This is a genomic window from Pseudomonas sp. G.S.17, from assembly GCF_038096165.1.
GTDB lineage: Bacteria > Pseudomonadota > Gammaproteobacteria > Pseudomonadales > Pseudomonadaceae > Aquipseudomonas.
On the sequence record NZ_CP151076.1, the window covers coordinates 1,893,292 to 1,915,777 of the forward strand.

Consider the following 22,486-nt stretch of genomic DNA (forward strand, 5'->3'; position numbering starts at 1 on the left):
TGTGTCGCCCGCGTAACCTAATGGAGTGTTTATGGCAGTCAAGGTCCTGGTGGTGGATGATTCCGGTTTTTTCCGCCGCCGCGTCACGGAAATTCTTTCTTCGGACCCGAACATCCAGGTTGTCGGTACGGCAACCAACGGCAAGGAAGCGATCGAACAGGCACTGGCGCTCAAGCCTGATGTGATCACCATGGACTACGAAATGCCGATGATGGATGGCATTACTGCCGTGCGTCATATCATGCAGCGCTGTCCGACCCCGGTATTGATGTTCTCCTCGCTGACCCACGAAGGTGCCCGCGTTACGCTGGATGCACTGGACGCCGGCGCGGTGGATTTCCTGCCCAAGAATTTTGAAGACATCTCGCGCAATCCCGAGAAGGTCAAGCAAATGCTGTGCGAAAAAGTACACAGTATTTCCCGCAGCAATCGGCGCCTGGGCAGTTACAGCGCGCCGGCACCAACACCGGCACCGACAGCTTCGGCACCGGCCGCCACCGCCAGCAGGGCCGGCACGCCTGTCGCAGCACGCAGCACGCTGGCCCCGCGACCATTGGCCTCGTCGGCACCCGCCGCCGCAAGCAGCCACGCGCCATCGTCCCCAGCGCCAAAGCGCAAAGCCTACAAACTGGTCGCCATCGGCACGTCCACCGGAGGCCCGGTTGCGCTGCAACGGGTCCTGACGCAACTGCCCGCCAACTTCCCGGCGCCTATCGTGCTGATCCAGCACATGCCCGCAGCGTTCACCAAGGCTTTCGCCGAACGCCTGGACAAGCTGTGCCGTATCAGCGTCAAGGAAGCGGAAGACGGCGACATCCTGCGTCCGGGCCTGGCCCTGCTGGCGCCGGGTGGCAAGCAGATGATGATCGACGGCCGTGGCGCGGTGAAGATTCTGCCTGGTGACGAACGCCTCAATTACAAACCCTGCGTGGACATTACCTTCGGTTCCGCCGCCAAGTCCTATGGCGACAAAGTGCTGGCCGTGGTGCTGACCGGCATGGGTGCCGACGGTCGTGAAGGTGCGCGCCTGCTCAAGCAAGGCGGCAGTCACATCTGGGCTCAGGACGAAGCGAGCTGCGTGATCTATGGCATGCCCATGGCTATCGTCAAAGCTGACCTGGCCGATGCGGTGTACAGCCTGGATGATATCGGCAGGCATCTGGTCGAGGCGTGTATCTGATGGATATATTGAGTCTGATCGGCCTGACCCTCGCATTTGTAGCAATCATTGGCGGTAACTTTCTCGAAGGCGGACATCTGGGCGCATTGCTCAATGGTCCGGCGGCGCTGATCGTGCTGGGTGGGACGCTGGGGGCTTCAATGCTCCAGTCGCCAATGAGCGCCTTTATGCGCGCCATTCAGATTGTCGGCTGGATTCTGTTCCCGCCGCGCATCGATCTGGCAGGCGGCATCGACCGGGTCGTCAGCTGGAGCCTTACCGCCCGCAAGGAAGGGCTGCTCGGCCTGGAAACGATTGCCGATACCGAACCTGATTCCTATGCCCGCAAAGGCCTGCAATTGCTGGTCGACGGCGCCGAGCCGCAAGCGATTCGCAGCATTCTGGAAGTGGATTTCATCACCCAGGAAACCCGCGATATCCAGGCGGCCAAAGTCTTCGAAAGCATGGGCGGCTATGCACCTACGGTCGGCATCATCGGCGCGGTGATGGGCCTGATCCATGTCATGGGCAACCTGGCCGATCCGAGCCAGCTGGGCAGCGGTATCGCCGTGGCGTTTGTCGCGACCATTTATGGCGTGGCCTCGGCCAACCTGATTTTGTTGCCGATTGCCAACAAGCTCAAGGCGATCGCCCTGCGCCAGTCACGCTATCGTGAAATGCTGCTGGAAGGCCTGCTGTCCATCGCCGAGGGCGAAAACCCGCGCTCCATCGAACTCAAGCTGCAAGGTTTCATGGAGTAGCACGTTATGGCTCGCCGCCGTCAGCATGAAGAGCACGAAAATCACGAGCGTTGGCTGGTGTCTTACGCCGACTTCATCACCTTGCTGTTTGCCTTTTTCGTGGTGATGTACTCGATCTCGTCGCTGAACGAAGGCAAATACAAGATTCTGTCCCAGGCGCTGGTGGGTGTGTTTAGCGAGACTGAACGCAGCATGAAGCCGATTCCCATCGGCGACCAGCGCCCGGTGACCATCAAACCTGCCGAGCCGCTGGTCAAGGACAGCGACCAGACCGATGCCGGCATTGGCCAGAACTCCTCGGATCCCCTCAAAGCCATCGCCGATGATGTGCGCGATGCGTTCGGCGACTTGATCAAATCCAATCAGATGACGGTGCGTGGCAACGAACTGTGGATCGAAGTGGAACTCAATTCGAGCCTGCTGTTTGGCAGCGGCGATGCGATGCCCAGTGACAAGGCGTTCACGATCATTGAAAAGGTTGCGAAGATCATCAAGCCGTTCGACAACCCGATTCATGTCGAAGGTTTTACCGACGACCAGCCGATCAACACATCACAATTTCCGAGCAACTGGGAGCTGTCGTCGGCGCGTTCGGCCAGCGTGGTCAGGATGCTGGCCATGGACGGCATCAATCCGGCGCGCATGGCGTCGGTCGGTTACGGCGAGTTCCAGCCAGTGGCCCCCAATAGTACGGCCGAAGGGCGAGGGCGCAATCGCCGGGTCGTGCTGGTGATTTCCCGCAACCTGGACGTGCGTCGCAGCCTGACCGCGACGGGCACGGCGGCCAATGCGCAACCGGACGCCGCAATGCGTCGTGCTGGCACACAAACTGCAATCACGCCAGTCAAGCCAGCGGTGCGCAGCAATACCGTCAATTCTTCGTCACCCGCCCCCTAGTCATTCTCGTTATGGCCATTGCCATGGCGGGAGGAAAAAACACAATGAGAGTCTGGGCAGTAGCCAATCAAAAAGGTGGCGTCGGTAAGACCACCACTACGATCGCGTTAGCCGGATTGCTGGCTGAGGCGGGCAAGCGCGTGGTCGTTGTCGATCTGGACCCCCATGGCTCGATGACCAGCTATTTCGGGCATGACCCGGACTTGCTGGAGCACAGTGTCTACGATCTGTTTCTGAACAAGGGCGCCATCACCGACGGGCTGCCTGGTCAGTTGCTGTTGCCCACCAGTGATCAACGCATCTCGCTGCTGCCCTCGAGTACCGCGCTCGCCACACTGGAGCGTCAGTCGCCCGGGCAGAACGGGCTGGGCCTGGTCATCGCCAAGAGCCTCGCGCAGTTGTGGCAGGATTACGATTACGCACTGATCGACAGCCCGCCGTTGCTCGGCGTCTTGATGGTCAATGCGCTGGCGGCGAGCCAGCAGTTGGTGATTCCGGTGCAGACCGAGTTCCTCGCCGTCAAAGGTCTGGAACGCATGGTCAACACCCTGGCGATGATCAACCGCTCACGCAAGACGCCGTTGCCGTACACCATTGTGCCGACCTTGTTCGACCGGCGGACCCAGGCCTCGATGGGCACCCTCAAATTACTCCGTGACAGCTTTCCCGAGCATGTCTGGAAGGCCTACGTGCCGGTCGACACGCGTCTGCGCGATGCCAGCCGGGCCGGCGTCACGCCGTCGCAGTTCGACAACAAGAGCCGCGCGGTGCTGGCCTATCGCGCTTTGCTCAAGCACCTGTTGTCCGAGCAGCTTCTGGCGCAGGTGGCCTGACGTGGACCTTTGCTCATTCTTGCCGCGCAATGTGCAGAAGCATTCAAGTCGTGCGTCATTGCGGCCGATAACTCAATCAAGCGGTAATCGCGTCAATCATTGTGTGGCATGCGTATGAATCTCCGGCCTGTACAAATCGCAACACGACCGCAACTGGCGTTGCAGTCCTATCTGGATGCGTTGCTTCAGGACGCCACTGAAGAGCTGCTTGAGCTGCCTGAACTGTCCAGCATCGATGAGTTCGAGGCCGCGGTGCTTGAGGAGCAGGCTTATGACGCGCGGATGCTGGCAATCGCCGCGCCGATCGCCATTGCTGTCGCGGCTCCCGCGCCAGTAGCTGTTCCGGTTGCTGTCGCTGCGCCGGTTGTGGTGCCAGTCGTAGCCCGGGTTGATATCGCTCCGGTGCCAATCGTTGAAGAAATCACTGTGCCGGTGGTGGATTTGGTCGAGCCGGTGGCTGAGGTGTATTTGCCTTCGGCGCAACGTACGCCAACGCCGCCGCCCACTACTGACGGACGACCTGCCTGGGCGGAAGAACCATTCGAGTGCCTGTTGTTTGATGTTGCCGGTTTGACGCTGGCGGTACCGCTGGTGTGTCTGGGATCGATTTATCCGCTGGCCGGGCATGACCTGACGCCGTTGTTCGGTCAGCCGGACTGGTTCCTCGGAATTCTGCCCAGCCAGGGCGGCAATCTGAAAGTGCTGGATACCGCGCGCTGGATCATGCCGGATCGCTACCGCGACGATTTCCGGCAAGGTTTGCAGTACGTGATTTCGGTTCAAGGCTATGAGTGGGGTCTGGCGGTGCATCAGGTCAGCCGCTCGCTGCGCCTTGATCCCAGCGAGATCAAATGGCGCGCTCATCGCGGGCAGCGTCCCTGGTTGGCGGGCACGGTCATTGAACACATGTGCGCCTTACTGGACGTTTCCGAGTTGGCCGAGCTGATTGCCAGTGGCGCGGTCAAGCAAATGCAAAAAATCAAATAATCATGGGATGACGTTTTGACGTCGCCTGCACAGCACACACGCGAGGGGTTAGGGGTATGAATAAGTCGTCCGCACAAGGTTCCGAAGATCCTATTCTGCAGTGGGTTACCTTCCGCCTGGATAACGAGTCGTATGGCATCAACGTGATGCAGGTCCAGGAAGTGCTGCGCTACACCGAAATCGCTCCGGTGCCGGGTGCGCCGAGCTATGTGCTGGGCATCATCAACCTGCGCGGCAACGTGGTCACAGTCATCGACACCCGCCAGCGTTTTGGTCTGGAACCGGTCGAAGTCAGTGACAACACGCGTGTCGTGATCATCGAAGCCGACAAGCAAGTGGTCGGGATTCTGGTCGACAGCGTGGCTGAAGTGGTTTACCTGCGTCAGTCGGAAGTCGAAACTGCGCCAAACGTGGGTAATGACGAGTCCGCCAAGTTCATTCAGGGCGTCTGCAACAAAAACGGCGAACTGTTGATCCTCGTCGAGCTGGACAAAATGATGTCCGAAGAAGAGTGGTCGGATCTGGAGAACATCTGATTGATTCTTGAGGTTGCTGTCATCTTTCTGGGCATTCTCTGGGTCGTGACCCTGGGAATGTTCCTGGCGCATACCAAGCGCCAGCGCCGGCTTGACCTGGCACGCGAAGAAGCCGATACCTTGCGCGACCAGCGCTATCGGGATCTGTCCAGGCGTGTGGATAACTTCCAGAACGGCACGGTGAAGATGGGCGAAGCCTTGCACGAGTTGCGGGCGATTGTCGGGCCATTGCCCGACAAGCTCACCGCACTTGAGCAGCGTGACCCCTCCAGCTTGTCCTTCGCCCAGGCCGCGCGCCTGGTCGGCATGGGCGCCAGCATCGACGAACTCACCCAGGCCTGCGGCCTGACCCAGGCCGAAGCCCAGCTGATGACCAAGCTGCACGGTAATAATCACCGCTGAGTGTTGATCGCTTACATAAGGACGACGCTGAAACCTGTGGGAGAGGACTTGTCCTCGAAGAGGCCTGTACATCCGACGCTTTTTTGAACCTGAAACTAAGCCTTCGCGGGCAAGCCTCGCTCCCACAAGGACGGCGGTTAGCCTGTGGGATTGAAGCCGGATCCGTTGGAGCGAGGCTCGCCCGCGAACGCGTCATATCAGCAACGGCACTGACCTGTGGGAGAGGGCTTGTCCTCGAAGAGGCCTGTACATCCGACTCTTTTTTGAACCTGAAACTAAGCCTTCGCGGGCAAGCCTCGCTCCCACAAGGACGGCGGTTAGCCTGTGGGATTGAAGCCGGATCCGTTGGAGCGAGGCTCGCCCGCGAACGCGTCATATCAATAACGGCACTGAACTTGTGGGAGCGAGCTTGCTCGCGAAAGCGGTATACGGCTTCCAGAGATCGGCAGGATCTGCTTATCTCTTCGCGAGCAAGCTCGCTCTCACAGTCTTCACCACTTCGGCGTGATATCCCGCTCCACCGGCGGTGCATTCGGATCCTGACCTTCAGGGAATTTGCCTTTCAAATGCCAGGCAAAGGCGATGATCTCGGCAATCGTGCGGTACAGCGGTTCGGGAATACTGTCGCCCAGCTCCATGCGTGCCAGCAGTTTGACCAGCTCGGCATTTTCATAGATCGGCACTTCATATTCCCGCGCAATCGCCAGGATCGCCTCGGCGAGCTGGTCGTCGCCCTTGGCGCTCAACGTCGGGGTGTGCTGCCCGTCGTAGCTCAGGGCGATGGCCTGGCGTGGGGCATGTTCCAATTGGCTCATCAGGCGTTCTCGTCTATCCAGCGGCGTTCGAGGGTGGTACGCGCACCTTGCGGCGGGGTGCCCTGGCGGCATTCCAGGCTGCCGACGGTGAGGCCGCACGCCACCAGCCGCTCGCGAAGATGGCCAAGTTCGCGGCTGATCAACGCAGCGCTGTCAGCACGTTCGGCCCACAGCTGGCTCGACAGGTTGCCGCGAATCAGTTGCGCTTGTACTTGCAACGGTCCCAATGGGGCCAGATCGAACGCCAGATCAATCTTCCAGAGTTTTTCCCTGGGCTCGCCGACCTCGTTTTCGTCCTTGTCCTTATCCGTGGATTTGTCTTTTTCAGGTGTGTCTTCGCGCTGCACTTTGACCTGCAGCGGCACGATGTCGTGAGCGTTACGCATGGGGATTTCCAGCTGCCATGTGGTCAGCTGACCGCCATCGGCCGTGGTGCGCGTCTGCTCCAGCCCGCCCAGTTGGTGGCTTTGCAGGCGCGAGACGGCTGCTGCTGCCAGCTTGAGCAGTATCTCCAGGTCGTCTTCCTTGCCGCCACCTTTCACTGAGCGTGACGGCAGCGGGAAATGGATCGGCAGCGCCGGTGCGGCCACCAGGCCCATGGTGCCCAGAACACTGCGCAGGGCGCCGGGCATGGAGCGAGTCAGCATGTTCGACGCGGCGGCGGCGTCATAGCCCGGCCCGCCAGGTAGACCGGGCAGAATCTGTTGAATTACCCGCATCAGGTTGGCTTTCAGGTCTGGCCCGGCCATCGGGTTCAGACCGGTCAGCAATTTGGCCTCCATGAACAATCCGCTGGCACTGATCGCCTGTGCGACGCTCTTGGGATTGGTCATCTGCTCGATGTCCGGCAAATCCGCCAACAATTGATTGATGCTTGCCTGCAAAGGCGCGGAAATCGCCGGGCTCGACGCTGGCAGGTTGCGCAGGGCATTGATCAGCACGTCAAGCGAGCCTTGGCGGTTCTGCTGGGTGGTGAGCTGCTGGCTCAAGGCCAATTGATCGAGACGGCTGGGCAGCGGCACGAAGCTCAACGCCTGGCTGCCCTGCACCTGGGCGCTAAGCAAGGTTCCGGTGGTCAGCGGCCGCGGGCTTTCGATGGTCAGGGTCGTGCCGGCCAGCGCAGTGTTGAGCAGCAGCACCATGGAGCGATACAGCGCCGGTTGGGTGAGTTGCGCTGGCAGTTGCGCGCCGGGCTGGACATTGGATTTGGTGGCAGCCTCGCCACTCATTTGACTCAACGCGTCGTTGATCACCTGAGTGGTCAAGACTCGGCCTTGCAGCAAGGTGCCCACCGGCAACTGTTTGATGTCGATGCTGGTTTGCGCGTTATTCAGCGCGGTATTGATCTGCTGCAAGGTCAACGTCAGGGTATTGGAGGATGCTTGCGCCACCGACAGGCTGGTGCCTGGCGTGAAGGGCAGGGCGCTTTCGACCTGAACGCTGATCTTGCCGCCATTGCTCGTGGCCAGGCTGAGCAGCAACTGAAAACTCTGATTCAGCTGTTTGAGTGTCACCACTTCGGCATCGACGGCTTCACCCGGCGGCAGGAGATTTTCCATCGGTTGCAGCAAGGTCAGGACCTGCGCGGGAGAAAGGCCGGCGCGGACCAGGGCAGCGGCCGCAGTCGTCGGTTGGAGGCTGGTGATATCACCTGTCATGGATCGTGACCTTGTTGAAATTGCCCTCTTGTACCGGGACATGCCATGTATAATGCGGCCCGGTCGCGACCGGGTCGGATATGCAATGAATTCGTATCAATATAGCGGCCGTTTCCACGCCGACTTGAACAGCCATTTCTTCGGCCTGCGCCCTGTCTGGCGTGTCTTGAGGCGACAACCCAGCGCCTGGAATCATCAATGACTCGTGCTACCCCTGTTTTGCAGGCACATGACCTGGCCTGCGAGCGTGACTGGCGGATGCTTTTCGAGCACCTGGACCTGTCCCTGCAAGCCGGTGACATGCTGCAGATCAGCGGCCCGAACGGCAGCGGCAAAACCAGTCTGCTGCGGTTGTTGTCGGGGCTGATGCAGCCGACCTTCGGCGAAATCCTGGTCAATGGTCAACCGTTGGCCGCGCAGCGTACTGAACTGGCGCGCAATCTGTTGTGGATCGGTCATGCCGCCGGGATCAAGGATTTGCTGACCCCGGTGGAAAATCTCGCCTGGCTCTGCGCCCTGCATTGTCCTGCGGAGTCCGCCGATATCTGGCAAGCGCTGGAAGCTGTCGGTCTGCGCGGTTTCGAAGATGTGCCTTGCCACACCCTGTCGGCCGGGCAGCAGCGCCGGGTCGCGCTGGCCCGACTGTATCTGGACAGTCCACCAATCTGGATCCTCGACGAACCCTTTACCGCGCTGGACAAACAAGGGGTCGCGCAGCTGGAGAATCATCTGGCGCAACATTGCGAGCGGGGCGGGATGATTGTCCTCACCACGCACCACACCCTGACGCGCATGCCGGCAGGTTATCGGGATATTGATCTGGGGCAGTGGTCCGTATGAGTCATGTGTTTACCCTGCTGGTCGCGCGCGAAGCACGGCTGTTGTTCCGTCGCCCGGCTGAGCTGGCCAACCCTTTGGTGTTCTTCGCCATCGTCATCGCGCTGTTCCCGCTGGCGGTCGGACCGGAGACTCAATTGTTGCAAACCTTGTCGCCGGGGTTAGTCTGGGTAGCGGCCCTATTGTCCGTGCTGCTCTCGCTGGACGGCCTGTTTCGCAGTGATTTCGAGGACGGTTCCCTTGAGCAGTGGGTCCTTTCGTCGCACCCCTTGGCCCTTCTGGTCCTGGCCAAGGTGCTGGCACACTGGGCTTTCTCCGGGCTGGCACTGGTATTGTTGGCGCCGTTACTCGCGTTGATGCTGGGTTTACCCAGCCAGTGCCTGCCGGTGCTGTTGTTTTCGTTGTTGCTGGGCACGCCGGTACTGAGCTTGCTGGGAGCAGTAGGCGCGGCGTTGACGGTGGGACTCAAGCGCGGCGGCCTGTTGCTGGCGCTGCTGATTCTACCCTTGTACATCCCGGTATTGATTCTGGGCAGCGGTGCGTTGCAGGCAGCCCTGCAAGGCATGCCGGCCACCGGTTACCTGCTCTGGCTTGGCAGCCTGACCGCCCTTGCGGTAACCCTGACACCTTTTGCAATAGCGGCTGGCCTGAAAATCAGCGTCGGCGAATAATTGAGGTTCTGACAGGCCGACACCGGACCTGTCAGTAAAAACCCGAGCTACACCGTGATGAAAGGCGGCTTGATGAAAGGCAGCGTGACGAAAAACAGCGCTAAAAGCGGCGTGAGTTGGGCCTGGTTCCATAAGCTCGGCTCACCGAAATGGTTCTACGGCATCAGCGGACGCCTGTTGCCCTGGCTGAGCATCGCAGCGGTACTTTTCATAAGTATCGGCGTGGTCTGGGGCCTGGCATTCGCGCCACCGGATTATCAGCAAGGCAACAGCTTTCGCATCATCTATATCCATGTGCCGGCGGCCATGCTCGCCCAGTCCTGCTACATCATGCTGGCGGTCTGCGGCGTGGTCGGTCTGGTGTGGAAAATGAAGATCGCCGACGTAGCCCTGCAATGTGCAGCTCCTATCGGTGCGTGGATGACTGCGTTGGCGTTGGACACCGGCGCCATCTGGGGCAAACCGACCTGGGGTTCGTGGTGGGTCTGGGATGCACGCCTTACGTCCATGTTGATCCTGCTTTTCCTGTACTTCGGTCTTATTGCCCTGGGCAACGCGATCAGTAATCGTGACAGCGCCGCCAAGGCCTGTGCGGTGCTGGCAATTGTCGGGGTGATCAACATCCCGATCATCAAGTATTCGGTGGAATGGTGGAACACCCTGCATCAGGGCGTCACGTTCAGCCTCACCGAAAAACCGGCGATGCCTGCCGAAATGTGGCTGCCGTTGCTGTTCACGGTGCTGGGTTTCTACTGTTTCTTTGGTGCGGTCCTGCTGATGCGCATGCGTCTTGAAATTCTCAAGCGCGAGGCGCGTGCCAGCTGGGTCAAGGCCGAGGTGCTCAAATCCCTGGGTCATCCACCAGCAAAGGGAGGCGCACAATGAATTTTGCTTCATTCGGTGAATTCCTGGCCATGGGTCACCATGGTCAGTACGTCTGGTCCGCCTATGGCATTTGCCTTTGGGTGCTGGCCATGAACGTGGGACTGCCTCTGCTGGCCCGTCGGCGTTATCTGCAACAAGAGGCGCGTCGTCTGCGCCGGGAGAGCCAGAAGTGAATCCGCTACGTAGAAAGCGTCTGTTGATCATCGTCGCGATACTGGCCGGGGTCGGTATTGCCGTCACCCTGGCCTTGAGTGCCCTGAAGGAAAACATCAACCTGTTTTATACCCCAAGCCAGATCGCCAACGGCGAAGCGCCGCATGACACGCGTATTCGTGCCGGTGGCATGGTGGAAAAAGGTTCGCTGCAACGCTCCGGTGATTCGCTGGACGTCAGGTTCATCGTCACCGATTTCAATAAATCGGTGACCATCACTTATCGCGGCATCCTGCCGGACCTGTTCCGCGAAGGGCAGGGCATTGTCGCGTTGGGCAAGCTCAATGCCGATGGCGTAGTGGTCGCCGACGAAGTGCTGGCCAAGCACGACGAAAAATACATGCCGCCTGAAGTCACCAAGGCGCTCAAAGAGAGCGGTCAGGCTGCACCGGCGTCGCCTTCTTCACCTTCCAAGCAGGGTTGAACCATGATTCCTGAACTCGGCCATCTGGCCATGATTCTGGCGCTGTGCTTCGCCGTCGTGCAGGCCTTCGTGCCGCTGATGGGCGCATGGCGCGGCGACCGCATGTGGATGGGTTTGGCGCAGCCAGCAGCGTGGGGGCAGTTCACGTTTCTGGTCTTTGCTTTCGGTTGCCTGACTTATGCATTCATGACTGACGATTTTTCCGTGGCCTACGTCGCGGAAAACTCCAACAGCGCCTTGCCCTGGTACTTCAAGTTCAGCGCCGTATGGGGCGCCCACGAAGGCTCGCTGCTGCTCTGGGCGTTGATTCTCGGTGCGTGGACCTTCGCTGTATCGATCTTCTCCCGCCAGTTACCTCAAGTGATGCTCGCCCGAGTGCTGGCGGTGATGGGCATGATCAGCGTCGGCTTCATGCTGTTCCTGATCCTGACCTCCAACCCGTTTTCGCGCATCCTGCCGCAAATTCCGGCCAATGGTCGCGATCTCAATCCGTTGTTGCAGGACATTGGCCTGATCGTGCATCCGCCGATGCTCTACATGGGCTATGTCGGGTTTTCGGTGGCCTTCGCCTTCGCCATCGCGGCACTGCTCGGCGGGCGTCTCGATGCGGCCTGGGCGCGCTGGTCGCGGCCATGGACCATCGTCGCCTGGGCCTTTCTCGGCATAGGCATCACCTTGGGCTCCTGGTGGGCCTATTACGAACTTGGCTGGGGCGGCTGGTGGTTCTGGGACCCGGTGGAAAACGCTTCGTTCATGCCCTGGCTGGTCGGCACGGCGCTGATCCATTCGCTGGCAGTCACGGAAAAACGCGGCGTGTTCAAGAGCTGGACCGTGCTGCTGGCCATCGCGGCGTTTTCCCTGAGCCTGCTGGGAACATTCCTGGTGCGCTCCGGGGTCTTGACCTCGGTTCACGCGTTCGCCTCCGACCCGGCGCGCGGCGTATTCATTCTGATTTTCCTGCTGTTCGTCGTGGGCGGATCGTTGACCTTGTTCGCTTTCCGCGCTCCGGTGGTGAAAAGCCATGTGGGCTTTGGCCTGTGGTCGCGGGAAACCCTGCTGCTGGGCAATAACCTGGTGTTGGTGGTGGCCGCTTCGATGATCCTGCTTGGCACCCTGTATCCGCTGGTGCTTGACGCCCTGAGCGGCGCGAAAATGTCCGTTGGCCCGCCTTACTTCAACGCGCTGTTCGTACCCCTTATGGGCCTGCTGATGGCAGTAATGGCGGTCGGCGTGCTGGTGCGCTGGAAAGACACGCCGGTCAAATGGCTGCTGAGCATGCTGGCCCCGGTTCTGATCGGCAGCGCCGTGCTGGCGGTGATCGCCGGTTTCGCCATGGACGATTTCCACTGGGCAGTGCTGGCGACCTTCATGCTCGCCGCGTGGGTATTGCTGGCGGGCGTTCGTGACTTGCTGGACAAGACTCGCCACAAAGGCTTGATCAAAGGCGCGCGCGGCATGACCCGCAGCTATTGGGGCATGCAGGTTGCGCACATCGGGATCGCCGTGTGCGCCCTGGGCGTGGTGCTTTCCAGCCAGAACAGCGCCGAGCGCGACCTGCGTCTGGCGCCCGGTGAATCCATGGAGCTGGGCGGCTACATGTTCGTGTTCGACGGCGCCAAACATTATCAGGGCCCGAACTTCACCTCGGATCGCGCCACCATTCGCGTCCTGGAAAACGGCAAGCAAGTGACCATCCTGCACCCGGAAAAACGCCTGTACACCGTGCAGCAATCGATGATGACCGAAGCCGGTATCGACGCCGGTTTCACTCGCGATCTGTACGTGGCACTCGGCGAACCGCTGGGCGACGGCGCCTGGGCGGTACGGGTTCACGTCAAGCCGTTCGTGCGCTGGATCTGGTTCGGCGGTTTGATCACTGCGTTGGGAGGCGTTCTGGCAGCGATGGACAAGCGTTACAGGGTCAAGGTGAAAAGCAAAGTACGTGACGCCCTGGGCATTGCGGAGGCGGCAGTATGAAACGTTGGATCCTGTTGTTGCCGCTGGCGATTTTCCTCGCTGTCGCGGTGTTTCTCTATCGCGGTCTGTACCTGGACCCGGCGGAGCTGCCGTCGGCCTTGATCAACAAACCATTCCCCGAGTTTTCCCTGCCCCAGGTGCAAGGCGACAAGGTGCTGACCCGCGGAGACGTGCTGGGCAAACCGGCGCTGGTCAACGTCTGGGGTACCTGGTGCGTGGCTTGCCGGGTCGAGCACCCGGTGCTCAACAAACTGGCTCAGCAAGGCGTGGTGATCTACGGCATCAACTACAAGGATGTGAACGCCGACGCCCTGAAATGGCTGCAGGACTTTCATGACCCTTATCAGCTGAACATCCGCGACGAGCAGGGCAGCCTGGGCCTGAATCTGGGTGTCTACGGCGCGCCGGAAACTTTCCTGATCGACAGCAAAGGCATCATTCGTCACAAGTACGTCGGTGTGATCGACGAAACCGTGTGGCGCGAGCAACTGGCCGGGTTGTATCAGGGATTGGTTGATGAGGCTCGCCAATGAAGCACCTGTATTTACGGACTTCTGTGGGAGCCGAGCTTGCTCGCGAATGCGACGTCACTGACGCCCAAGAGGGTAAGGATGCGCCGGCCTCTTCGCGAGCAAGCTCGCTCCCAGGGGTTGTGCAAGTTTCTGTGGGAGCCGAGCTTGCTCGCGAATGCGACGTTACTGACGCCCAAGAGGGTAAGGATGCGCCGGCCTTTTCGCGAGCAAGCTCACTCCCACGGGTTGTACAAGTTTCGGTGGGAGCCGAGCTTGCTCGCGAATGCGACGTTACCGACGCCAAAGAGGGTAAGGATGCACCGGCCTCTTCGCGAGCAGGCTCGCTCCCACGGGTTGTGCAAGTTTCTGTGGGAGCCGAGCTTGCTCGCGAATGCGACGTTACCGACGCCAAAGAGGGTAAGGATGCACCGGCCTCTTCGCGAGCAAGCTCGCTCCCACGGGTGATTCGGCGCAGCGTCGCTGCGGTCCTGCTCGCTTTGAGCTGCGCGAGCGTGGCCCATGCCGCCATCGATGCTTACGAGTTTCGCGATGACGCCGAGCGCGCGCGTTACGCCGAGCTGACCAAAGAGCTGCGTTGCCCCAAGTGCCAGAATCAGGACATCGCCGATTCCAACGCCCCGATTGCCGCCGACCTGCGCAAGGAAATCTTCCGCATGCTCGGCGAAGGGCAGAGCAATCAGCAGATCATTGATTTCATGGTCGATCGCTACGGCGATTTCGTGCGCTACAAGCCTGCCCTCAGCTCGCGGACCTGGATTCTCTGGTTCGGCCCGGCCGGTCTGCTGATCGGCGGCCTGTTGGTGATTGGCGTGATCGTCGTACGTCGCCGTGGCCAGGGTCGCAACGAGAGCGAAGCCCTTTCCGACGAGGAGCGTCAGCGCCTCGCCCACCTGCTGGATAAAAACCGCGAATGATTGATTTCTGGCTAGCTGCTGGCCTGTTGTTGCTGGTGGCCCTGAGTTTCCTGCTGATCCCCGTCCTGCGTGGCCGTCGTGCGCAAAGTGAAGAAGACCGCACCGCGCTCAATGTCGCCCTGTATCAGGAGCGTGTGGCCGAACTGCAAGGTCAGCAAGCGGAGGGCGTGTTGTCATCGGTGCAGATGGACAACGGTCGCGCCGAAGCTGCCCGAGAGTTGCTGGCTGACACCGAAGGCGTCGAGCCGCTGCGCACCTCGCGCCTGGGCAAGCCCCTGCCATTGCTGGCGGCGGTGTTGGTCCCGGTGCTGGGCCTGGCGTTGTATCTGCATTTTGGCGCCAGTGACAAGGTCGAACTGACGCGTGAATTCGCCCAGCCACCGGGTTCCATTCAGGAGATGACCAGCCGCCTGGAGCGCGCAGTGAAGGCCCAGCCGGATTCGGCCGAAGGGATTTACTTTCTGGCGCGTACCTACATGGCTCAGGATCGTCCGGCAGACGCTGCGGCGATGTTCGAACGTGCGGCGGCCCTGGCCGGTCGGCCGCCGGAACTGCTCGGGCAATGGGCGCAGGCGTTGTACTTTGCCGGTGGCAAGAAATTCACCGCGCAAGTCCAGGCGCTGACCGACGAGGCCCTCAAGGTCGATCCGAAAGAAGTCACCAGCCTCGGCCTGTTGGGCATCGCCGCTTTCGAGACCGAGCGTTATCAACAAGCCGTGGATTACTGGAAGCGTCTGCTGGCGGTCCTGCCGCCGCAGGATCCGTCCCGCTCGGCCCTGGAAGGCGGTATCGCCCGGGCCAGTGAGAAGCTGACGGCCAGCGGCGGCGTTGTCCAGGCGCCTGTGGTTGCAGCGAGCCAGACGGCACGCATCAAAGTGCGGGTTGATCTGGCGCCGGAACTGAAAGCCAAGGTGGCGCCCGGCGATAGCGTGTTCATCTTCGCCCGGGCGATCAAAGGCCCACCGGCACCGCTGGCGGTCAAGCGCGTAACCGTCGCGGACTTGCCTGCAGAAGTCGAACTGGCAGACGCCGACGCGATGATGCCGCAACTGAAACTGTCCAACTTCCCTGAAGTCCAACTGGTGGCGCGGGTATCCCGTGCAGGCCAGCCGACCACCGGCGAGTGGATCGGCCGCAGCAAGCCGCTGGCCAGCAGCGTTACGGCGTTGCAGACGCTCACCATCGACAGTCCAGATCAGTAGAGAATCCGCTTATGTACCGCGCAGCACGCATCACCTTGTTGGGTATGGTCCTTGGCCTGAGTGCCTGTGCGGTCCAGCCCACCGGTCCACGCAGTCAGGAGCCGATCCAGAGTCTGCCCGGCAAGCCATCGGCGCCGAGCAAGCCAAGCGCTCCGCAAACGCCCAAGGCGCCGTCGGCAGGCCCGAAGACCTCGGCCAATTTCGCGCCACCACCGGGTGGCAACAGTCACTGGGATGCAAAGCTCGGCGTCCACGTACTCGATGATCAACCGAACACCTTCTATCGCCAGCGCACTTACTATCGCTGGAACAGCGGCTGGAGCTGGTCAACTACGCCCAACGGCCCTTGGCAGGAAACCGATTCCAGCGGTGTGCCAGCGGGTTTGAGTCGTCAGTTCGGGAATTGAGTGGGTAAGGTATATACCAACAAAAGCGGGGGCTAAGGGCGTCGCTTTTGTTGGGGCAGGATTAAAAATTACCTACACAGTATTCAGCCATTTCCTACTTTTTTTCTATATACATAACACCGCAGATGTAGAAAAATTCCTTCTGATTTATCACCGCCTTGATGTGTTGCGATGGTTAGAAAGGAATAAGCAATGAAATATCTGATAGGCGCTGTTCTCGCTTTGTGTTGCTCCGCAAGTTCATTTGCCAGTGTTTGTGAGTATTCCTCACCCGAAGCCACATCTTTATCCTATCAATCGGGAGCTTATCTCCCTGTCTATTTTTCCAGCTATCAGCTCGATCTTCCGGGAGCACCGGTCGCTTTTTTAAGTGGCGAGGGCTTTATTGCGGCTTATCCTAATAACGGCTACATCGGGGTGCAGCATCTGAATCCCGCCCAGATGGCTGATTCTCTACCCAGGCTGGCTAAAGATCTAACCAGTGTTGCTGATTTCTATCGTTTGATTTACGGCATGTCTGCGGCTGGAGACGCTGGTATTAACCCCCAGGAGTTGAGCTTGCAGCGTAGCCTGGTGAAGCTTGACTGCAAGTCTGATGTAGTCTTCTTTCAGCGAGATGATATTCAGATCATATTTCACGGTGCGGTAGACAGCGCCGGTTTTCATAAGATAGTTCTTATGGATGGCGATAACGTCGAACTCATTACTGTGCGCGGGAGTCGGGCGGTCGCATTGCAGATACTCGGTAGTATCAAACGTAGGTAGTAGATGGCAGAGATGGATCATAGAGATAAAGAGGTATTACGAGAGGTCTTGGTAAAGTGGTATGGGCCGCAAGCGAATACTTGGGATATGAACGATGGTGTGTTGCGTGTGGTATTGAAGATGGTCGGCGAGATACAAAGCTGCACTGCCGCCATGCATCTGGTTCCAACACCCATGACATTCGGAAATTAATACTCCCAGCTAGCTCAGGGATATCTAAAGAAAATATTGGGTATCTTGCGAGATAACTCACAGGTTTATTTGAATTGTGCAAGGGCTACGATCCTGGGCTACAAAACTGAAGTTGCGCTGGCTGCAATGGGTTTGTAATTCCAGCGTCTATGTACCGGTCATACCCGCCTCGCGAATAGATTCGCTTCTACACGGGTCAACTACGGACAACTCCCCGTGGGAGGAAACTGACTCCACCTTGTTAGCGAGATGATATTCCTGCGTCCGTAAGGACAATGTCTCGCCAACAAGTTGGCTCCTACAGAATGGTCAGTACTGCCGGAAGGTCTCAGGCCTTCGCAGTTTCAGCCGCTTTCTGTGCTTCCTGCGCTTGGCGTGCGGCGTCGCGGGAGGCCAGGATGGCTGCATGCGTTTCCTTCGTCGCGAGTTCACCTTTGCTCCATAGCTGGTGCGAAAACCAACCCGCCATGGCCTCTGGATTCAGGGTAGTGGTTTTGGGGATGAACAACGCCGCCAGATCAATGGTGCTGGCGAAGTTGTTTTCGTCCAGCTGGTAATCGCCCAGATAAGAGCCGCCCCAATTTCCGTCGGCCGCCACCAGGTCTATGGACACATCTCGGTAGGTATCGGCAGCGCCTTTCAGCGAGCTGGAGGCATTCAACAGCTTATCCAGTTGATCCATATCGGTAATGCTGAGCTCGCCGGCAGGGTTGAGTGCCTTGAGTTTGCCGTCGGCTTCGATAGTAAAGCCGAATTTCTTCTCGGCGAGGTCCGGGAAAGTGGACTCAAGAGCGGATTTGAACTCCTCGAACGCGGACTTCAAACCATAAAAAGCACCTTGGTGCAGCTTGGCTATCGCTGGGAAATCGGCAGACGGAGGGCGACCATAGCTATTTACGGCCACCATAGGCTGAGTCGACGTTGTCTGACTTGGTTCCTGGGCTGCTTCACTGGGATGATAAATCGCCGCCGGTGTTGCGTTGCTGAACGCCGATTTCTGATCTTCGCTGATGGGTTGCGCGGTCAGGGTCTGGCTGGATTGGGTAAGTCGCATTGTCGATGCCAGGGTCGAGCCGGCAGTCAAAGAGATATCCATGTCGTCACTCCATGTGCGTTTGGTGTAGGAAGTTTATCGACGACTCGTAGGAAATCTTTAGAGTGCTTGGTCAGGCATGAGCGGGAGAGAATGGGAAAGTTGTAACTCGATATGTAAGAATTAGTGGCGTGTAGGAGCCAACTTGCTGGCGAGGCTCCTACAGCACGATTCAGTTACTTCGCCGGATAAATCTGATCAAAAACCCCGCCATCGTTGAAGTGAGTCTTCTGCACAGTGCGCCAGTCGCCGAAGGTTTTCTCCACCGACAGGAAGTCGACTTTCGGGAACCGATCGGTGTATTTGGCCAGCACCGCCGGGTCGCGCGGACGCAGGTAGTTGGCGGCAGCGATTTCCTGGCCTTCAGGCGACCACAGGTACTTCAGGTATTCCTCGGCAGCGGCACGGGTGCCTTTCTTGTCGACGACTTTGTCGACCACGCTCACTGGCGGCTCGGCTTCTGCAGAGACGCTTGGGTAAATCACTTCGAACTGGTCGCGACCAAATTCCCGGGCGATCATTTCCGCTTCGTTTTCAAAGGTGATCAGCACGTCGCCGATCTGATTGGTCATGAAGGTCGTGGTCGCGGCACGGCCGCCGGTATCGAGCACCGGCACATGGCTGAACAGTTGGCCGACGAATTTCTTCGCCGCTGCTTCATCGCCGCCATTTTTCAGGGTGTAACCCCAGGCCGACAGGTAGGTGTAGCGGCCATTACCCGAGGTTTTCGGGTTGGGCACGATCACTTCAACGTCGCTTTTAATCAGGTCAGGCCAGTCTTTCAGGGCCTTTGGATTGCCCTTGCGCACGATGAACACGGTCGCGGAGGTGAACGGCGCGCTGTTGTTCGGCAGGCGGGTCACCCAGTTGTCCGGCACCAGCTTGCCATTGTCGGCCAGGGCATTGATGTCGGTGGCCATGTTCATGGTGATCACGTCGGCGGGCAGGCCGTCGATCACCGAGCGCGCTTGCTTGCTCGAACCACCGAACGACATCTGCACGGCGATATCTTCCTGATGATCGGCTTTCCAGTGCTTCTGGAACGCGGCGTTGTAATCCTTGTAGAAGTCACGCATCACGTCATACGACACGTTCAACAGCGTCGGTGCGGCCTGAGCGGCGCTGCTTAGAGCCAGGCCTGCTGCCAGTAACGAGGCGGCGAAAAGTTTGTTCACTGCATATTCCTTTTGTAGATGATGTTTCTTATAAAGTTGATGGCTCATTGCTCGCGACTATAACTGGACAGCCTTAGGCCTTTATAGATTAAAAAATTATCGGGTTATGCCTTTTCGCCGACACGCGGAAACAGCTGATTACCGCAACGCGAGCAAAAAGCCGCCCCGTGCTCATGGGTGTTCTTGGCGCATACCGGGCAATCGTGCTGCAACTGTTCGCCGCGCATGGCATTGGCCAGTTCTGCCGTGAAAATTCCGGTGGGTACGGCAATGATCGAATAACCGGTAATCATCACCAGCGAAGACAGGATCTGTCCCAGAGGCGTCTTGGGTACGATGTCGCCGAAGCCGACGGTGGTCAGGGTCACGATGGCCCAATAAATCCCGGTTGGAATACTGGTGAAGCCATGCTCCGGTCCTTCGATCACATACATCAGGGTGCCGAAGACAATGACCAGCGTCGAAACGCTGGCGAGAAACACGATGATTTTCTGTTTGCTCCCGCGCAGCGCCGCCAGCAGATAGTTGGCCTGCTTCAGATAGGGACTGAGCTTGAGTACCCGGAAAATACGCAGCATCCGCACGATCCGGACGATCAACAGGTATTGCGCATCGCTGTAATAAATCGCGAGGATTCCGGGCACGATGGCCAGCAGGTCGACCAGCCCATAGAAGCTGAATGCGTACTGCAACGGTCGTGGCGAGCTGTACAGGCGCAGGATGTACTCGGCGAGAAATACCGCCGTGAAGCCCCACTCGATATACGCCAGCAGATCCGCATAGTTGGCGTGTATCGCCGGAATACTGTCGAGGATCACCACGATCAGGCTGCACAGGATCACCGCCAGCAGTGTCTGGTCGAAGCGTCGACCCGCCGGAGTATCAGTATGGAAAATGATGATGCGTAGTTGTTCGCGCCGGCTGATGTTGCTGTCCATGGTGTCTTCCGAATCAAAAGTCGCGTGAGCCTATGAGTAATGCGTCAGGCAACGCAAGCTTAGTCGGCTCTGTAAGGCAGCTTCGTTCGACGGATGTTTCGGTGACACCGCAGGAAGTATTGGAAAGGCCGGGAAGTGACGATCCCGGCCTTGAACATTTCAGACGCGGAATTGCTTGAGCAGACTGTTGAGTTGCTCGCTCAAATTGCGCAGATGCAGACTGGCGCCACTCGATTGCTCAGCGGCGATGGCGGTGGTTTGCGACAGTTGCGCGGCCTGGGTGACGTTCTGATTGATGTCCTCGACGACGTGGGATTGTTGCAGGGTCGCGCTGGCAATCGATGCGTTCAGGCTGTTGAGGTTACGCAGCGCCTGGCTGATGGAAGTCAGGCTCTGGCCGGCCTGATTGGCCTGCTCGATGGTCAGCTGGGACGAACGGCTGCTGTCGGCGATGACTTTGACCGCTGCGTTGGAGTGGGTTTGCAGGCGTTCGATCATCGCCTGGATTTCAGCGGTGGATTTCTGCGTGCGTTGCGCCAACAAGCGCACTTCATCGGCAACCACGGCAAAACCCCTGCCCTGTTCACCGGCCCGGGCCGCTTCGATGGCGGCGTTGAGAGCCAGCAGGTTGGTCTGCTCGGCAATCGAGCTGATCACCTCCAGGACGCTGCCGATCTGCGTGCTTTCTGCCGCCAGGGTGCGGATCACTTCCACGGCCTGATTGATCGTGCCGGACAGATGATCGATCTGGCGCAAGCTGCTGTCGATATTGACCTGGCCCTGATGGGCCTGAGCTTCGGCATCGCGCATTTCATTGGCCGCATGCTCGGCGTTCTTCGCCACGTCCTGCACGCCGTAGGTGACTTCATTGACGGCGGTGGCCACCAGCTCCATTTGTTGCGATTGCTGCTGGCTGCGGGCTTGGGCCTGTTCGGCGTTATGCCCCAGGTCAGTGGAAGCCTGTTCCAGGCCATTGGCGGAGGTTTGCAGCTGGCTCACAACGCCGCGCAGCTTGGCGGTGAAAGCGTTGAAATGCCGCGCCAGTTGGGTGATTTCGTCGTTGCCGTGGGTTTGCAACGTGCGCGTCAGGTCGCTTTCGCCACTGGCGATGTCGGCCATCGCCTGCACCGCTTCGCGCAATGGCCGGACGATGCTGCGGCCGATCAGGATGACCAGCAATGCCATGACCAGCACGATCGCCAGGCTGAACAACACGGCGCGCCAGACTTGTTGCTGGAACTCGGCCGAGACGTCGTCAACGTAGACCCCGGAACCCAGAATCCAGCCCCATGGCGCGAAGAGTTGCACATAGGAAATCTTCTGCACCGGCTCGCTGGCGCCCGGTTTTGGCCAACGGTACTGGATCATCCCGGCGCCTTTGGACTTGGCCACCGCAACCATTTCATTGAAGAGCGCGAAGCCGTCCGGGTCTTTGATTGCTGACAAGTCCTGACCGACCAGCTTGACGCTGACCGGATGCATGATCATTACCGGGCGCAGGTCGTTGATCCAGAAATAGTCGTTCTGGTTATAGCGCAGGCTGCGAATGGCGTTGAGCGCCTGTTCCTGAGCCAGGTCCTTGGAGAGCGTTCCGGCCGTTTCCAGGCCGTGGTAGTACTCGAGAATGCCGCTGGCGGTTTGCACCACATGCATGGTTTTCTGGGCTTTGGCGTCGTACAGATCGTTATGAACCTGTCTGAGCATCGCGGCCGTCAGCGTGCACAGCATCAATACGGACACTATGAGAATCAGCCAAAGACGGCGGCTGATCGATAAGTTGCGCATAGTCATGACTATTACTCCGTATTTTTTATTGTTTTCGCAGTCTGCGCCTAAACCAAGCGAGTGCGTCGAGGGCTAATCCAGACAGGCATAGCGAGAGCATCCACTCCGATTGTCCTCTACATGCTGTCGGCCCACGACCGCCAAACGTGAGAGACGGTTCACAAATTTTTGTAGGGTAAATCCACGTATAGCCAAAGGCTTACACGAAGTCGGGAAGTTCGCTCTATTGCTGGCCACAGCAGGGGCATAACATTGGATCCAACAACCGCAGCCAAGGAAGCGCTACGGGGTCAGGGATGATCGACCATTGCCAGGACGGCTACTGACAGGATGTTGGAATGGTCATGCAAAAAACCCGCTTCGGCGGGTTTTTTGTTGTTCGGGATTTAGTCGCAAAGAATCACTTGTGGGAGCGACCGGGGTGGCG

At 59.1% G+C, this 22,486-nt stretch carries 24 protein-coding genes; 18 read left to right on the forward strand and 6 right to left on the reverse strand.

Annotated elements, in window-relative coordinates; genetic code table 11:
• Positions 1–31 precede the first annotated feature (31 nt).
• The 7 genes from AABC73_RS08680 (at position 32) to AABC73_RS08710 (ending at position 5,575) form a co-directional block, all read left to right on the forward strand.
• On the forward strand, positions 32–1,180 hold the full coding sequence (locus tag AABC73_RS08680; RefSeq protein ID WP_341523228.1) for a chemotaxis response regulator protein-glutamate methylesterase: 1,149 nt from the start codon (positions 32–34) through the stop codon (positions 1,178–1,180).
• The gene (locus tag AABC73_RS08685; protein WP_341523229.1) at positions 1,180–1,920 is read left to right on the forward strand and encodes a flagellar motor protein; all 741 of its coding nucleotides are present in this window, start codon (positions 1,180–1,182) and stop codon (positions 1,918–1,920) included. The genes AABC73_RS08680 and AABC73_RS08685 overlap by 1 nt, the downstream gene beginning before the upstream one ends.
• A gap of 6 nt (positions 1,921–1,926) precedes the next feature.
• Positions 1,927–2,817 carry a flagellar motor protein MotD gene (gene motD, locus AABC73_RS08690; protein ID WP_341523230.1) on the forward strand — a complete coding sequence of 297 codons (891 nt, stop codon included), beginning with the start codon at positions 1,927–1,929 and terminating at the stop codon, positions 2,815–2,817.
• 44 nt (positions 2,818–2,861) lie between these two features.
• Positions 2,862–3,650, forward strand: a complete 789-nt coding sequence (locus tag AABC73_RS08695; RefSeq protein WP_065833554.1) for a ParA family protein — start codon at positions 2,862–2,864, stop codon at positions 3,648–3,650.
• Between the two features lie 114 nt (positions 3,651–3,764).
• A complete protein-coding gene (locus AABC73_RS08700; protein ID WP_341523231.1) occupies positions 3,765–4,637 on the forward strand; it encodes a CheW domain-containing protein in 873 nt (290 codons plus the stop codon).
• A gap of 56 nt (positions 4,638–4,693) precedes the next feature.
• The gene (locus tag AABC73_RS08705; protein WP_047576782.1) at positions 4,694–5,173 is read left to right on the forward strand and encodes a chemotaxis protein CheW; all 480 of its coding nucleotides are present in this window, start codon (positions 4,694–4,696) and stop codon (positions 5,171–5,173) included.
• Positions 5,174–5,575 (forward strand): DUF2802 domain-containing protein, encoded by a 402-nt coding sequence (locus tag AABC73_RS08710; RefSeq protein ID WP_341523232.1) that lies wholly within the window; start codon positions 5,174–5,176, stop codon positions 5,573–5,575.
• 491 nt (positions 5,576–6,066) lie between these two features.
• On the opposite strand, the gene AABC73_RS08715 is transcribed toward AABC73_RS08710, so the two are convergent.
• Both AABC73_RS08715 and AABC73_RS08720 read right to left on the reverse strand, forming a co-directional pair.
• The gene (locus tag AABC73_RS08715; RefSeq protein ID WP_020294173.1) at positions 6,067–6,390 is read right to left on the reverse strand and encodes an EscU/YscU/HrcU family type III secretion system export apparatus switch protein; all 324 of its coding nucleotides are present in this window, start codon (positions 6,388–6,390) and stop codon (positions 6,067–6,069) included.
• On the reverse strand, positions 6,390–8,048 hold the full coding sequence (locus AABC73_RS08720) for a flagellar hook-length control protein FliK (protein WP_341523233.1): 1,659 nt from the start codon (positions 8,046–8,048) through the stop codon (positions 6,390–6,392). Before AABC73_RS08720 ends, AABC73_RS08715 begins: the two co-directional genes overlap by 1 nt.
• 198 nt (positions 8,049–8,246) lie before the next feature.
• On the opposite strand from AABC73_RS08720, the gene ccmA reads away from it, so the two are divergent.
• The 11 genes from ccmA (at position 8,247) to AABC73_RS08775 (ending at position 16,876) form a co-directional block, all read left to right on the forward strand.
• Entirely contained in the window at positions 8,247–8,888 is a 642-nt protein-coding gene (gene ccmA, locus AABC73_RS08725; RefSeq protein WP_341523234.1) for a cytochrome c biogenesis heme-transporting ATPase CcmA, read from the forward strand.
• On the forward strand, positions 8,885–9,556 hold the full coding sequence (gene ccmB, locus AABC73_RS08730) for a heme exporter protein CcmB (RefSeq protein WP_331148836.1): 672 nt from the start codon (positions 8,885–8,887) through the stop codon (positions 9,554–9,556). Before ccmA ends, ccmB begins: the two co-directional genes overlap by 4 nt.
• 72 nt (positions 9,557–9,628) lie before the next feature.
• Positions 9,629–10,441: a heme ABC transporter permease gene (locus tag AABC73_RS08735; protein ID WP_341523235.1), complete on the forward strand. Its 813-nt coding sequence runs from the start codon at positions 9,629–9,631 to the stop codon at positions 10,439–10,441.
• Positions 10,438–10,614: a heme exporter protein CcmD gene (gene ccmD / locus AABC73_RS08740; protein WP_341523236.1), complete on the forward strand. Its 177-nt coding sequence runs from the start codon at positions 10,438–10,440 to the stop codon at positions 10,612–10,614. Before AABC73_RS08735 ends, ccmD begins: the two co-directional genes overlap by 4 nt.
• Positions 10,611–11,078, forward strand: coding sequence for a cytochrome c maturation protein CcmE (ccmE, locus tag AABC73_RS08745; RefSeq protein WP_020294179.1), 468 nt, complete (start codon positions 10,611–10,613; stop codon positions 11,076–11,078). Before ccmD ends, ccmE begins: the two co-directional genes overlap by 4 nt.
• Before the next feature lie 3 nt (positions 11,079–11,081).
• Positions 11,082–13,055: a heme lyase CcmF/NrfE family subunit gene (locus AABC73_RS08750; protein ID WP_341523237.1), complete on the forward strand. Its 1,974-nt coding sequence runs from the start codon at positions 11,082–11,084 to the stop codon at positions 13,053–13,055.
• Entirely contained in the window at positions 13,052–13,588 is a 537-nt protein-coding gene (locus tag AABC73_RS08755) for a DsbE family thiol:disulfide interchange protein (RefSeq protein WP_341523238.1), read from the forward strand. The genes AABC73_RS08750 and AABC73_RS08755 overlap by 4 nt, the downstream gene beginning before the upstream one ends.
• Before the next feature lie 443 nt (positions 13,589–14,031).
• Positions 14,032–14,502 (forward strand): cytochrome c-type biogenesis protein, encoded by a 471-nt coding sequence (locus AABC73_RS08760; protein ID WP_331148866.1) that lies wholly within the window; start codon positions 14,032–14,034, stop codon positions 14,500–14,502.
• Positions 14,499–15,704 carry a c-type cytochrome biogenesis protein CcmI gene (ccmI, locus tag AABC73_RS08765; RefSeq protein ID WP_341523239.1) on the forward strand — a complete coding sequence of 402 codons (1,206 nt, stop codon included), beginning with the start codon at positions 14,499–14,501 and terminating at the stop codon, positions 15,702–15,704. The genes AABC73_RS08760 and ccmI overlap by 4 nt, the downstream gene beginning before the upstream one ends.
• A gap of 11 nt (positions 15,705–15,715) precedes the next feature.
• On the forward strand, positions 15,716–16,111 hold the full coding sequence (locus AABC73_RS08770; RefSeq protein WP_341523240.1) for a hypothetical protein: 396 nt from the start codon (positions 15,716–15,718) through the stop codon (positions 16,109–16,111).
• Between the two features lie 192 nt (positions 16,112–16,303).
• Complete coding sequence (locus tag AABC73_RS08775) at positions 16,304–16,876, forward strand: hypothetical protein (RefSeq protein ID WP_341523241.1); 573 nt, start codon at positions 16,304–16,306, stop codon at positions 16,874–16,876.
• Positions 16,877–17,396: 520 nt separating this feature from the next.
• On the opposite strand, the gene AABC73_RS08780 is transcribed toward AABC73_RS08775, so the two are convergent.
• The 4 genes from AABC73_RS08780 to AABC73_RS08795 all read right to left on the reverse strand — a co-directional run bounded on the left by AABC73_RS08780 (position 17,397) and on the right by AABC73_RS08795 (position 22,065).
• A complete protein-coding gene (locus AABC73_RS08780; protein ID WP_341523242.1) occupies positions 17,397–18,164 on the reverse strand; it encodes a hypothetical protein in 768 nt (255 codons plus the stop codon).
• Between the two features lie 173 nt (positions 18,165–18,337).
• On the reverse strand, positions 18,338–19,336 hold the full coding sequence (locus AABC73_RS08785) for a sulfate ABC transporter substrate-binding protein (protein WP_341523243.1): 999 nt from the start codon (positions 19,334–19,336) through the stop codon (positions 18,338–18,340).
• Between the two features lie 104 nt (positions 19,337–19,440).
• Positions 19,441–20,274, reverse strand: coding sequence for an ion transporter (locus AABC73_RS08790; protein ID WP_341523244.1), 834 nt, complete (start codon positions 20,272–20,274; stop codon positions 19,441–19,443).
• A 159-nt stretch (positions 20,275–20,433) separates the two neighbouring features.
• Positions 20,434–22,065: a methyl-accepting chemotaxis protein gene (locus AABC73_RS08795; RefSeq protein ID WP_341523245.1), complete on the reverse strand. Its 1,632-nt coding sequence runs from the start codon at positions 22,063–22,065 to the stop codon at positions 20,434–20,436.
• Positions 22,066–22,486: the final 421 nt, after the last annotated feature.